General features: G+C 54.9%; 14 protein-coding genes. 7 read left to right on the top strand and 7 right to left on the bottom strand.

All coding sequences use genetic code 11. The features are described from left to right. Positions 1-154: 154 nt before the first annotated feature. From ACX5K5_RS07785 to ACX5K5_RS07775, 3 genes are all read right to left on the bottom strand, one after another. Positions 155-604, bottom strand: coding sequence for a DUF4190 domain-containing protein (locus tag ACX5K5_RS07785; protein WP_443450563.1), 450 nt, complete (start codon positions 602-604; stop codon positions 155-157). A 237-nt stretch (positions 605-841) separates the two neighbouring features. Then, a complete protein-coding gene (locus ACX5K5_RS07780; RefSeq protein WP_096254206.1) occupies positions 842-1,852 on the bottom strand; it encodes an NADP-dependent oxidoreductase in 1,011 nt (336 codons plus the stop codon). Positions 1,853-1,894: 42 nt separating this feature from the next. Next, positions 1,895-2,281, bottom strand: coding sequence for a DUF1304 domain-containing protein (locus ACX5K5_RS07775; RefSeq protein ID WP_096254205.1), 387 nt, complete (start codon positions 2,279-2,281; stop codon positions 1,895-1,897). A gap of 97 nt (positions 2,282-2,378) precedes the next feature. On the opposite strand from ACX5K5_RS07775, the gene ACX5K5_RS07770 reads away from it, so the two are divergent. Further along, the gene (locus tag ACX5K5_RS07770) at positions 2,379-2,957 is read left to right on the top strand and encodes a TetR/AcrR family transcriptional regulator (protein ID WP_188685597.1); all 579 of its coding nucleotides are present in this window, start codon (positions 2,379-2,381) and stop codon (positions 2,955-2,957) included. 716 nt (positions 2,958-3,673) lie between these two features. Here the strand turns inward: ACX5K5_RS07770 and gndA are convergent. Beyond that, positions 3,674-5,113 carry an NADP-dependent phosphogluconate dehydrogenase gene (gene gndA, locus ACX5K5_RS07765; protein WP_096254202.1) on the bottom strand — a complete coding sequence of 480 codons (1,440 nt, stop codon included), beginning with the start codon at positions 5,111-5,113 and terminating at the stop codon, positions 3,674-3,676. A gap of 207 nt (positions 5,114-5,320) precedes the next feature. On the opposite strand from gndA, the gene ACX5K5_RS07760 reads away from it, so the two are divergent. From ACX5K5_RS07760 to ACX5K5_RS07740, 5 genes are all read left to right on the top strand, one after another. After that, positions 5,321-6,052, top strand: a complete 732-nt coding sequence (locus tag ACX5K5_RS07760; RefSeq protein WP_096254201.1) for a FadR/GntR family transcriptional regulator — start codon at positions 5,321-5,323, stop codon at positions 6,050-6,052. A 381-nt stretch (positions 6,053-6,433) separates the two neighbouring features. Beyond that, positions 6,434-7,171, top strand: coding sequence for a DUF5058 family protein (locus tag ACX5K5_RS07755; RefSeq protein ID WP_459175379.1), 738 nt, complete (start codon positions 6,434-6,436; stop codon positions 7,169-7,171). A gap of 27 nt (positions 7,172-7,198) precedes the next feature. Continuing rightward, positions 7,199-7,453, top strand: coding sequence for a hypothetical protein (locus tag ACX5K5_RS07750; protein WP_459175378.1), 255 nt, complete (start codon positions 7,199-7,201; stop codon positions 7,451-7,453). A 9-nt stretch (positions 7,454-7,462) separates the two neighbouring features. Beyond that, a complete protein-coding gene (locus ACX5K5_RS07745) occupies positions 7,463-7,945 on the top strand; it encodes a hypothetical protein (RefSeq protein ID WP_459175377.1) in 483 nt (160 codons plus the stop codon). Between the two features lie 37 nt (positions 7,946-7,982). Then, entirely contained in the window at positions 7,983-9,209 is a 1,227-nt protein-coding gene (locus ACX5K5_RS07740; protein WP_459175376.1) for an amidohydrolase, read from the top strand. Positions 9,210-9,263: 54 nt separating this feature from the next. Here the strand turns inward: ACX5K5_RS07740 and ACX5K5_RS07735 are convergent, their stop codons facing one another. Together ACX5K5_RS07735 and ACX5K5_RS07730 are read right to left on the bottom strand one after the other, a co-directional pair. Further along, on the bottom strand, positions 9,264-10,679 hold the full coding sequence (locus tag ACX5K5_RS07735) for a GntP family permease (RefSeq protein WP_459175375.1): 1,416 nt from the start codon (positions 10,677-10,679) through the stop codon (positions 9,264-9,266). 33 nt (positions 10,680-10,712) lie between these two features. Further along, positions 10,713-11,222: a gluconokinase gene (locus tag ACX5K5_RS07730; protein ID WP_096254196.1), complete on the bottom strand. Its 510-nt coding sequence runs from the start codon at positions 11,220-11,222 to the stop codon at positions 10,713-10,715. Positions 11,223-11,542: 320 nt separating this feature from the next. Between ACX5K5_RS07730 and ACX5K5_RS07725 the strand changes: the two genes are divergently transcribed. After that, a complete protein-coding gene (locus ACX5K5_RS07725; RefSeq protein WP_442346590.1) occupies positions 11,543-11,803 on the top strand; it encodes a GlsB/YeaQ/YmgE family stress response membrane protein in 261 nt (86 codons plus the stop codon). A gap of 94 nt (positions 11,804-11,897) precedes the next feature. Here the strand turns inward: ACX5K5_RS07725 and ACX5K5_RS07720 are convergent, their stop codons facing one another. Next, entirely contained in the window at positions 11,898-12,854 is a 957-nt protein-coding gene (locus ACX5K5_RS07720; RefSeq protein WP_459175374.1) for an HNH endonuclease family protein, read from the bottom strand. Between the last annotated feature and the right edge of the window lie 74 nt (positions 12,855-12,928).

The following is a 12,928-nucleotide window of genomic DNA, read 5'->3' as shown; positions in this document are numbered from 1 at the left end:
CGACCTTTCGTCCAGGTATCGAACGGGTTTGGGATCTTGGAAGGTACTCAATCCCAACACCCGCTGCAATTGATGAGAAAAGTCCGCGCCCCAGTTTCGCCCCAAACCTATGGTTCAAGGGTCGAAGATGGGGCGCCGACTTTTGCCACTGGGGTTAACCAGTAATCAGTGCTTGCTGAGAAACGACGGCCTGTGCATGAGCGACAACCACTCCTAGGATCAGAAGGAGCCATAACGCAAGCCAGACATAACCAATAATCAGACCCGCTAACGCCATTCCGCGCCCCGGTTGCCCGGTTCGTTGGATTTGGTTCAGCGCAACATGCCCAAAAATAATGCCAAAGAGACCGGTGAGGATCCCTAAGACAAGAGCTAGGATGGCGAAAACATTCGTCTCAAGTTGAGTATTTCGTTGAAAAAGCGGCTGTCCGTCCACCGAGTACCCGACCTGGGGTCCGGGTACTGGCTGACCGTTGGCCCCAACCTGTGTTGTGTTTCGGGCCGAGGATTTTGAACCGAGCACAACCACAACAATAATGATTGCCACAATTAGCGCAGCTACGACGAGCAACACCAACAAATGCCAGCCTTGTATCCCAACCATAGAGACTCCCTCTTCGAATGTTGCTTGTCCAATGAGTCTTGTCTACAAAATTCGATTAGACAAGAGCTGATATGGGCAAACAATTATTCTTATGCTGTTTTCAAGGCATAAGTTTCCTCAACTTTTCGGCGTCACGGGCCGATATTTACAGTCAGCAAAGATTGAAGATCTGGCATTTTAATGGCCGGGATATCTAAACAACGCCAGCGAAGTTCTCAACATGCACTGCGCTAACAACTAGATGCGCACGAGCATCTTGCCGGTGTTTGCACCCTGCATCATATTCAGGAACGCCTCCACCGTATTCTCGATGCCGTCAACAATGGTCTCGTCGTAAGCGATCTTGCCCGAGGCAAACCATTCACCCATCTTCGCACCAAACTCTTCGGACAGGTGAAGGTAGCTGGAGAGGGTAAAGCCCTGAAGCTTCAACCCACGGGTGATCAGGTTAGCCATATTGTCAGGCCCAGCTAACTTTTGTGTGGAGTTGTATCCGGAGATCGCACCGCATAGTGCTGCACGTCCACCGTTGTTGAAGGAGGCCAAGGCTGCCTCTAGGTGTTCGCCACCTACGTTATCGAAGAATACGTCGATACCCTCAGGAGCCGCTGCAGCCAATTGGCCGCGCACATCGCCGTCTTTGTAGTTGAACGCTGCGTCGTACCCGTATTTGCTGGTGAGCAGTTCTACCTTTTCGGCACTACCTGCCGAACCGATAACACGCTTGGCACCGAGCAACTTGGCAATCTGGCCAGCAGCCGTACCCACCGCTCCGGCCGCACCGGAAATAAAGACCGTGTCTCCTGGTTTCATCGAAGCAATCTGTGTCAGACCCACATACGCGGTCAGCCCGGTCATGCCCAGGATGTGCAATCTTAAGGACAACGGCATTCCCGGAACTTCTGGAATCTGATTAAAAGTAGTTGCATCATCTTGGATGGTGTCAGACCAGCCGTGCTGGTGGAGTACCACGGCGCCTACAGGTAACTCATCCGATGCCGATTCTACGACGCGTCCGACTGCGCCACCGGTGATTGGTCCACCAATTTCGTAGGGTGCTACATAGGATCGAGCAGCACTCATTCGTCCACGCATGTAGGGATCAACGGAGATGAACTCGTTTTTTACTCGTACTTGCCCGGCTTCTAGTGGACCGTAGCTGGTGGTCGTTACGTCGAAGTTTTCGGCGGTTGGCCATCCGGTGGGACGGCTAGCAAGCTGAATCTGGGTACTGGTGAATTCACTCATGGTAATGAGCACCTTTCTTAGTTTTGCTTCTGGAACGAAAAATTAGTTGCTCAGGCCAATGATCATGAAGACCACCGCTAACAACGGGAAAACGCCTTGTTTTAGTGCCGCTGATTTTTTATCCGGGCTGGACAAGAGCAGTACGGTGGCGGCTAGCAACATGGAACCGGCCCCGGTGAGCAGGAGGGTGGCGCCGATGGCCGGCTGTCCGAGGAAGTGAAACACCACGCCGAGTGCTACCGCGATACCGAGGAACAGGTTGTAGAAACCTTGGTTGAAGGCTAATTCCTTGGTGGCTTTGGCTTCCGCTTCGGTGGTTCCAAATGTGGCACGCGCCCGCGGGGTGGTCCACCACATGGATTCCATCAGGAAAATGTATACGTGAATTAGTGCTGCTAAGACACCGAACACGAGTGCGGTAATGATCATGCCATCTCCTGAGTAATGTTTCTCGAGCCACGTCGTTTTGTAATGACCATTTCAATATATACTGGAATGGTCGTTACCGAAAGAGGGAGGTTATGTGATGGCAAGAACACTAGCTTTTGATCGGGCACACGTCATCAATGGTGCACGTACGGTTTTTTGGTCCAAGGGATTCGAGGCCTCTTCCATCCCGGAACTTGAAGATGCTACGGGACTGAGCCGTTCAAGCATCTATAACTCTTTTGGTTCGAAGCGCGGACTCTTTGATGCAGCGGTAGAGAGCTATCTCGAAGAAATCGTCCGGCCACGGCTGCGGCCGCTATTAGCTGCCCCGGTCAAGCCCGCTGCGGTTAGCGAGTATCTCTCGGGACTCGCCGAAGCCTTTGAACGCACCGAATCCTTACCTGCGAATCACGGTTGTCTTTTGATCAATACGGCCAACGCACCAATTTCCGAGGACCCTGAGGTAGCGCGGATTATTGGCGAATACCGGGCCGAACTCCAGTCGGCGTTACATCGCGGAATTATCGCGGCCCGGCCAGCAGTAGATGCTGTGCAAACGCAAATGCTAGCCACGGCCGTTACCGGTCTCGTGGTAGCTTCGTTCACTTTAGTGCGTATCGCACCGAGTGAAGCTGTGCAGCTATTGCGTACGGCGCAGTTGCTACTTGATCAGTAAGACCGACGATAGAGCAGATAGACATCAGCCAATGCGCAGGCAGCCAAATTTCCCCGAATATTCACGGCTCGCGTTTACGCTACCTAGGATCCGACGCATATAAGCTCAGCTTTTAGTTCCCTGAATTGGGGTACGCGTTACGGCGACGACAGGACAAGCTCAAATGCATGAATATCTAAACCAGCCACTGTCTTTTTGGATACTGTACGGCATCTTGCTCGTTGGTCTGTGCGCCGCAGGGATGTTCCTGTTGATACGATCCAGGCTAAACAGAAACGGTCAGCTACTCGCCGGATCCGCCGTTTTACTATTTGCACTTTCGTTTGCCATCCTGCTTTACCCGGTGCAACTCGATGGAGCCTCGTGCGGAATCGGGGCCGGCGCGACCGGATGGAGCGAGGATGACCTCCAACCCTGGTTGGGCGCTACGGATGCCGAGATGCAAGATTTCGGAAGTTGCAGGGCAGCTCAATGGAGGTTTTTTGCCATAGGACTCTCGGTGTTTGGCATGGGAATTGTTGCCATGTTTACCCCGTTAATTCCCCGGTTTAGGGCTCATTCAATTTCCAGTCAGTGACCTGACCCGCACCGCACAACGATGTACCTTGAGGCACCTGTGCGTCATGCGCAACGTAGAAATCCCAGAACCCGGTGGTTAAAGACAAAGCCCGCAGGCTCTTAGTTGAGCCTGCGGGCATTTGAATAGCTTGCGAAGACTAGTGGGTGTCCACTGCTTCGATCTCGGTGCGGTCACCGCTCCACTGAGTGTGGAAGGTGCCTTCCTTATCGGTGCGACGGTAGGTGTGTGCACCGAAGAAGTCACGCAGGCCCTGAGTCAGGGCGGCTGGCAGACGGTCGCGGCGCAGGCCATCGTAGTAAGCCAGCGATGAGGAGAACAGTGGCGCTGGGATACCCAGCTGTACTGCAACCGACACTACGCGGCGCCAAGCCGGAACGGCCTTAGCAATCGCCTCGGAGAAGGCTGGTGCGAAGAGTAGGTTGACCGGCTTCTCATCTGCCGAGTAAGCAGCGGTGATGTCCTTGAGCAGTGCCGCACGAATAATGCAGCCTTCGCGCCAGAGACCGGCAATTTCGTCCAGCTTCAGATCCCAGTTGTATTCACCGGCAGCGGAGGTCAGCATGTCGATGCCCTGCGCGTAGGAGACCAGCTTGGAAGCGAATAGTGCCTGGCGCACATCTTCAATGAAGTTCTCCGGCAGGGTCACCTCGGTAGTCTGTGCTGCCAGAACCTGCTGGCCGACGGCGCGAATGTCGCGCTGGCTGGACAGTGAACGAGCGAAGACCGACTCGGCGATGGCCGAAACAGGTGAACCCATATCCAGACCGGACTGCACGGTCCAACGACCGGTGCCCTTCTGGCCAGCGGAGTCCTGGATGACGTCTACCAGTGGTTTGCCGGTGGAAGCATCGGTGTGGCCGAGTACCTCTGCGGTGATTTCAATCAGGAAACTGGACAGTTCGCCCTTGTTCCAGTCTGCGAAAATCTCTGCCTGCTTTGCTGGCTCGATGCCTGCTGCGTGGCGCATCAGGTCGAAAGCTTCGCCGATGACCTGCATGTCGGCATATTCGATGCCGTTGTGGACCATCTTTACGAAGTGGCCGGCACCATCGGTGGAAATCCATGCGCAGCATGGGGCTCCGTCGTCAGCCTTAGCTGAAATCTTTTCCAGCATTGGGCCTAGCGACTTGTAGGACTCTGCTGAGCCACCTGGCATGATCGATGGGCCAAGTAGTGCGCCCTCTTCGCCACCGGAAACGCCGATGCCAACAAAGTGCAGACCCTTTTCGGTCAGTGCAGCTTCGCGGCGACGGGTGTCGGTGTAGTGCGAGTTGCCGCCGTCAATGACGACGTCGCCCTCTTCGAGCAATGGCACCAGCTGATCGATGACCGAATCGACCGGACCGCCAGCCTTCACCATGATCAGGACGCGACGCGGAGTTTCAAGATTTGCAACGAGCTCTTCGAGCGATTCGGTGCGGATGAAGTCACCTTCATCGCCGTGTGCCGCAAGCAATGCGTCGGTCTTTTCGATCGAACGGTTATGCAGGGCGACGGTGTATCCGTTGCGGGCGAAGTTACGGGCGAGGTTAGCGCCCATCACGGCCAGACCTGTGACACCAATCTGTGCAGGCATAAAAATAAGTCTCCATCAGTTACCGGGGAGTTGTACCGTTTTTGGAAACCGGGAACTCACGGCCTCCATCACGGCCATGTGACGCTTACTAGTCTACGCGCGCAGACCCACCGATTCCCAGACCTAAGCGAGGTTTAAAGCATATTTATTTCTCGTCCTCGTGGTGCCCGAGCAACGTGACCAGCAGTTATTGGCTAAACTAGCGCCATGGCAACTAGTCTCCACGCTCATGTGGTTGAGCATCTCGGATCGCGCATCGTCGGCGGTTTCATCCCCCGCGGGTCCATCGTTCTCGCCGCAGATCTAGAGCAAAAGCTTCAGGTCTCACGTTCCGTGATCCGTGAGGCGGTACGTGTTCTTGCGCAATGTGGCCTAGTCACCAGCACCAAACGCGTAGGCATTCGAGTGTTGGGTCCCGAAAAGTGGAACCCATATGACGAGAACGTGATCCGTTGGCGCCTAGCTAGTGATCAGAAGGGCGCACAGTTACGTTCGCTGACCGAACTACGCATTTCAGTGGAGCCGATGGCCGCCGAATTAGCCGCCGAGGTAGCACCCGAAGCGATGCGTAAAGAGCTGATGCTGATCTCGGCCCAAATGAATCATTACGGCCGACAAGGTGACCTGCGTCGTTTCCTGGAACTGGATATCCGCTTTCACGCGTTGGTGCTTGCAGCCTCCGGTAATGAAATGTTCGCCAACCTTGCCACACCCATTGCCGCGATTCTGCGCGGACGCACGGAACTTGGGCTGATGCCAGAACGTCCTCATGAGGAAGCTCTGGCATGGCATCAGTCGGTCGCCGACAACATCTCAAATATGGACGCGCAGGGAGCACGACGCAATATGGAAAGCATTATGCGCCGCACCCACAATGAAATCTGTAGCCTCTGGGAAGGTGCTCCACGAGTATTTGTGGATCCCATCGCGAAAAAATAGACTGACCCGGCAACCCTTCTCAATAGAGTTATCACTGACGAGCACCTTTATTCGCTAGTCAGATACTCATAAGAGATTCTTTCCTTTCGCTAAGTTGCGCCCAAAAACTATTTTCGTTCCGCCCCACCTCACGTATGGTGGGTGGCACGCGAGAAAACAACGCGAACAACTAAATAGTCTTCCGAACACTCGTAACCGGTATTCCCCGGAACTTCCTCGGTGCTTTCCGAACCGGTTGCGTATGGAAACCCAGGGGCGCGCTAGCCGGGTCTACAACTCCCCAACGCAAGGTGCCATGTGTTGTGCACGCGGGCACTTGAACTGGTTTCGCATGGACTTTCTTCTAAGGCCCAAAACCACGTGCCGAAGGGTAGAGAGTCCATGTATCTCGCAGCAGCGGTGGACAATAATTCCACAGACATTCTCGCCGTAGCCAATTCACCGTTCCTCTGGGCCTGCGCCATCGGAGTATTCCCGGTCATCATCATCCATAGCGTGATCTATATGAAGGCCGCGCAGATCGCCGCGCCGCATATAGGCATGGCTCATCAGGAGATCAAAACCAGCTTCCGTGCCGGCGCAATTTCGGCCTTGGGCCTCTCGCTAGCAGTGGTCATGGTCGCCGTCGCATTGCTGACCGTCTTTGGCACCCCCGCGGTGCTGGTCCGTATCGGACTGATTGGTTCGGTCTCCTACGAAATGGCCGCCGCAGCGATTGCTGCGAATTCTGCCGGCGCCGAACTTGGCGGACCCACTTATACCCAGGCAGTCTTCGGATTAGCCCTCGCCGCGATGAGTCTAGGCGGTGCCATGTGGATGATTGCCACACTGATTCTCACTCCCCTACTCAAACGAGGTGATTCAGCGTTGCGTAAGGTCAACCCGGCCATCATGCTGGTGGTTCCCGGTGCGGCAATGGTTGGAGCTTTTATGGTGCTGGGACTCGGTGAGCTGCCCAGATCCTGGATCCATGTTATTGCCTTCGGATCCTCTGCGCTGATCATGACGGTACTGATGATTATCGCCAAACGTGTAGACCGGCCTTGGATTAAAGAATGGGCCCTAGGTATCGCGATCATCTTGTCGCTAGTCATTACCCACCTGGCCACCCGAGCCTAAATCACCTACGGATTTAAGGAGTACGCCATGCCAGAGTCAACTCAAATCCACGATGCGCTCGGAGCCTTCGACAAGACCACCTCACGCTGGGGCCGAATCACCATGATTATTGGCCTGTTTTTCTCGCTCGCGGCCCCGGCCTACCTAGTCTTCTTTTCCGGACTGGACATTGAACTATCCGGAATCTTCGCGGCCTTCGCCGCACTAGCAGCGGTGTTCGGGGTGATCTGGATTGTCGAACCGCTGACCTACTACCCCATCTTGGGAGCCTCCTCGATGTAGCAGGCATTCATGATTGGCAACATTTCCAACAAGCTTCTGCCCGCAGCAATGATCGCCCAGTCGACCATCGGAGTGAAGCCCGGCACGCGCAAGGGTGAGCTCGCCTCCGTAGCGGCCATCTGTGGTGCTGCCGCAGTGCACCTGACCTCGTTGTTCATCTTTGTCGGTCTACTCGGCACCTGGTTGGTCAGTGTGATCCCCGCCGATATCGTCCAAACCGTGCAGCTCTACATCCTGCCCACGGTAATGGGCGCCGTGCTTATTCAGGCAATCGTTTCGCAGAAATCTCCGCGGGCGGCGGTCATCGCATTGGTGGTTTCGCTCATCGTGGTCTTTGTACTTTCTCCGCTCTCACCGAAAATGGCATTATTCTCCACCGCGATTGCAGTGATTTCCACCGCCGTGCTGGCCTGGGTGCTACGCGACCGTCAAAAGACGGATGTGGCCGAAAGAGCCGAGGAAGAAACCCCGCCCGAGGGTCCCGTCTACTAAATCTCAACCCAGCCGAGCCGGAAGGTACACACAGATAATGAGCAAGCTTCCAGAATCATTGACCATGACCGAGGCGATGGCCGCCGATCTGCAGAAATCCTACAAGCATTTACACGCTCATCCCGAGCTTTCCATGCAAGAAAATCAGACTGCAGATTATCTCGCCGGGCGCCTGGAGGCCCTAGGCCTTGAGGTATTTCGTTGCGGTGGCACCGGAGTGGTCGGCGTCCTGCGCAACGGGGATGGTCCGGTGATCGGATTTCGCGCCGACACCGACGGACTGCCGGTACTAGAAGACACCGGATTGGAATACGCCAGCAAGGACACCGGCCACCTCGAGGACGGCACCGAAGTTCCGGTGATGCACGCCTGCGGCCATGACACGCACATGGCCACCGCGTTAAAGACTGCCGAGCTCTATGCCCAAGGGACCGACGACTGGGCCGGAACCATCGTCTTCATCTTGCAGCCCGGTGAGGAAGTAGGTGCCGGCGCCAAGGCAATGGTCGAGGACGGACTGTGGCAGCAAGCCCCCAAGCCGGAAGTCATCTACGGCCAACACGTGATGAACGGGCTGGCCGGGACCGTGACCATTATGGAAGGTGCGGCGATGGCCACCGCCGATTCCTACCGTGTCACCGTGTACGGCCAAGGTTCACACGGTTCGAGCCCGGAGCATTCTATTGATCCGATTGTGCTTGGCGCGGCGATCGTGTTGCGACTGCAGACTATTGTTTCCCGGCAAGTGCCGCCGCAATCGGCGGCGGTCGTCACGATCGGTTCCTTCCATAGTGGGTTGAAGGAAAACGTGATTCCAGATCGGGCAGTCTTCACACTCAACGTGCGCACCTTTGAGCCTGAGGTCCGCGAGACCGTGCTCACCGCGATCCGGCGGATCATTATGATGGAGGCTGCGGCGTCCGGGGCACCGGAACCTCTAATCGAGGACTTATCGCATTTCCCTCCTTTGCATAATGACCCGGTCGAGACCGCAGCGTTAACCGAACACTTCCGCGAGGAATTCGGCGCCGAGCAAGTCCGTCCTGGCCACCCGGTGATGGGCAGTGAAGACTTTGGTGCGTTGGCCTCGGCGATCGGGGTGCCTAGCGTGTTCTGGTTCTTCGGTGGCAATACCGCGCAGACTCTTGCCTCCGGCATACCACCGGCAAATCACTCACCGTTTTTTGCTCCGGTCATCGAGCCGACACTCAGCACCGGTGTACAGGCCGCGGTGTGTGCCTTGTATTCAAAGCTTCGAAAATAGGTACACAAAATCCCACAACGCCCGTGGGCGCTGTGGGATTTTTTGCAGTGATACTTAGGAAACCATCTTGGCAATGGCGTAGAGCACCATCACGCAAGCGAAACCGACCAACGAAACCAAGGCTTGGCCAACGGTCCATACCCGCAACGTGGTGGGTACATCCATCTGGAAGAACCGTGAAATCAGCCAGAATCCCGAGTCGTTGACGTGGCTGGCGAAGACCGAACCGGCGGCCAAGGCAAGGACCATCGTGACGACTTCGAAGGAACTGAGCGATGTATCAGCCAGCACCGCAGGCTGAATAATCGCCGCAGCAGTGGTCAGTGCGACAGTTGCCGAACCCTGAGCCACGCGAACAATTGCGGCAATCAAGAAGCCAGCAACGATCAGTGGCAGACCGACGGATTCCAGCGAGGAGGCAATCGCGTCGCCAATTCCACTTGCTCGCAACACTCCACCGAACATGCCACCGGCACCGGTGATCAAAATGATCGAGCAAACTGGGCCCAACGCCGAATCGACGATGGTTTCGATCAGCGTTTTTTCTTTACCCTTGCGGAATCCGAGCAGGTACATGCCCAACAGGACGGTGATGATCAGCGCCACCGGAGTTTCACCGAGCAGACGCAACCACTGAACCCATGGGGCCTTCGGGTCAACAACCCCGGCCGAACCGAGCATGTTTAACCCGGTGTTCAGGAAGATCAATACCAGTGGCAGCAGCAACAGGCTAAAGACCGTGCGTACCGACGGGGAAGATTTGAAGTGGTTCTTGTCCTGACCGTTACCTAGCGTGGCATTCAAAATATCCGGAACTGGAATGTCGAACTTCTTGCCCACAAACTTGCCGAAAAGGTGACCGGCGAAGTACCAGGTAGGGATCGCAACGAGTAGACCGAAGACCAGCACCAGACCGACGTTGGCGTTCAGCAGTCCCGCAGCGGCCACCGGGCCCGGGTGTGGTGGGACAAAGATGTGCATCGCGGAGAATGCGGTCGCGGCAGGAATACCGTAGAACAGCAACGAGCCGCCCAGTCGGCGAGCGACGGTGAAGATGATCGGCATCATGACTACCAGGCCGGCGTCAAAGAAGATCGGGAAACCGAACAACAACGAGGCTACAGACAGTGCCAGCGGTGCACGATCTTCACCGAATTTCTCGATTAACCAGTTTGTCAGCACTTCCGCGCCACCACTGGTTTCCAACATTCGTCCGAGCATGGCGCCCAGACCGACAAGTAGCGCGACACTGGCTAGTGTGCTGCCAAAGCCGGAGGTCATCGTGGTAATAATCGAGCCTGCCGGAATACCTGCAGCGATCGCGGTGAGCAAGCTGGTGAGCACCAACGCGACAAAAGCATGCACGCGGAAGCGGATAATCAGCAGCAGGAGCAGCGCAATAGCTGCCACCGCCACACCTAGTAACGCCGGGGTGCCCAGCGTCCAGTTCATTTCGAGCTCAGTTGTCATTGTCGTCCTTGATCAATGGAAGTAAGTAATTCGCTAGTGATTTAATGCTTCGAGAAGATCACTGACGATCTGTTCAGGGGTGTGTGCGACTTCTGCGAGCAGAACATGTTCGTCGCTGCTTGGTTCTTCCAGCGTCGCCAACTGGCTGGTGAGCAGTGAAGTCGGCATGAACTCGTGCTTGCGTGCCGCCATACGTTCGCCAATCAACTGCTTGCCACCGGTGAGGTGTACAAAGAGCGTGTCTGGTTCGTGACTGCGAATTAAGTCTCGGTAAGAGCGCTTGAGTGCCGAGCATGCAATGATGACCGGCGCTCCCGCCTTATTGCTGTCCGAAAGTTTTTCGCCAATGTTGTTCAGCCATGGTGTGCGGTCCGCATCATCCAAAGCGATCCCCGCCGCCATTTTAATGCGGTTTTCTTCTGGGTGCAGGGCATCGCCATCAATGAATTCCTGCTCCAATTTCTCGGCTAGCAGGGCACCGATGGTTGATTTACCGGAACCGGAAACTCCCATTACGATGATGGGCGTTTGGTTAGTCGTCATTTATCCACTCCGTCGTGCGCGAACCTAATATCAGCTTTTATTGAACCCTAGGTTCATAAAAGCAGATTTAAACAGCCTAGGACTGACACGCCACACTGTCAAGGAAACCAAAACAGGCAATTTGCCAAAATTTTCTAACGCCTTGTCAGCTACGGAATGCTCATATTTATGACGGAACATTCATCTTCAGGTTGAATCCTTCCTGAAAATTTCATTAAAAATCATCAAAACACGTGGAACTACTACTCAATGTCGAGTATTGTCACCATCAAGTAGGTCAAACCCGACCACTTCTGATAGCTAGACCATTGGAGAGAACCATGGGATTTATTGGATGGATCGTTCTGGGCTTGATTGCTGGCGCTATCGCGAAAGCAATTTTGCCAGGTAAGCAAGGCGGCGGCTGGATCGCAACTTTGGTCCTCGGCGTTATAGGTGCCCTCGTTGGCGGTTGGATCGGCCAAGCCGTCTTCAACGCCGACGTTGACAAGTTCTTCTCGCTGTCTAGCTGGTTGCTTGCCATTGGTGGCTCATTGATCGTTTTGGTCATCTGGGGCTTCATCACCAAAAAGAGAGCTTAGTTGGTGAATGAGGTAAATATTCAGCCTCGATAACAACAAAGAGGATGGCCCGCGGTCCGGCATATGCCGGACTGCGGGCCATCCTCTTTGTCAGCTAGACTCGCCAGCGCAAACGACTGTCGGTCTTGGAACTCTTACAGGTGTAGGTCTTACCAGTTTTCGACTTACCCTTTTTAGACTTATCTACGCTCTTGCAGAACGCTCCCGGATGTACGGTGCCCTTAACGTAATGGCTCTGGATTTTTTTCGGAGTTTTCGGCTTAGAACTGTCTTTGCTTCCACCGGGTTTGATCGGTTTCACCTTGGCGGACTTTTGGTTCTTGCAGGTGTTGAGCACCTTTTTCATGGCGTTCTTCTCGGCCTTGGTCACCGAAAGCGCGTACTTCTTCTTGACGCTGACCTGGGTAGCCACATACTGGCAGCGGAAGGATTTATTTCTCGGTAGCCACTCGGCAGTGTTCTTAGCACCCTTCTGCCGGTTCGCAGAAGCTGAGGAAGCCATCAAATTCAACGGGTCGTTAGCCAACGCCTGACGTTGTGCCTGCGACAGCTTCTGCCCACCGGAGATCCAGGCGTTTTTCAGCGCAACCACGTGGTCGATATCAACCGAACCAGAATTCACTTTCCAGTTAATGCGCTTACCGGTGTAGCTATCTTGCAAGGTTCCGGAGCGCACAGTGCACTTCTTACGGTCTTTGAACTTCACCTTGGACATATCGCGAGACAACGTATCTTGGCGTTCGTCGCACTTATCCTTATCAAAGTCTTTCCACCCGTTACCGAACTTCTTATTTCGGTTATATCCGGTAGCCGGGGCCTTACCTTTAACCGGCAACGAGTTCAACACAGCCATTGCTTTCGGCCCGGTGAGCTTGGCACCGGGTTTGATCTTCTTAGAGCCCGTTGAAGCCAGATCGGCCACGAAGAATTGATCAAGCGGGACATAGTTTTGGCTAAATTCGGCAGTTGACTGCTCTCTATCACCAGCACTTGCGCAGCCAGTTAGTGCCAACGCACCAATCGCAAACATAGCCAAGACACGGCGCAGCATAAAACTCCCCAAGTGATGCGAATGAATAATGATGTTAAAGAGCCGGAATATCCTGCGATCTTCAACCAAATAGG

The sequence above is a fragment of the Glutamicibacter bergerei genome (assembly GCF_054495185.1).
Note: the sequence above shows the minus strand (reverse complement) of the source record. Positions and strands in the feature narration are given on the sequence as shown.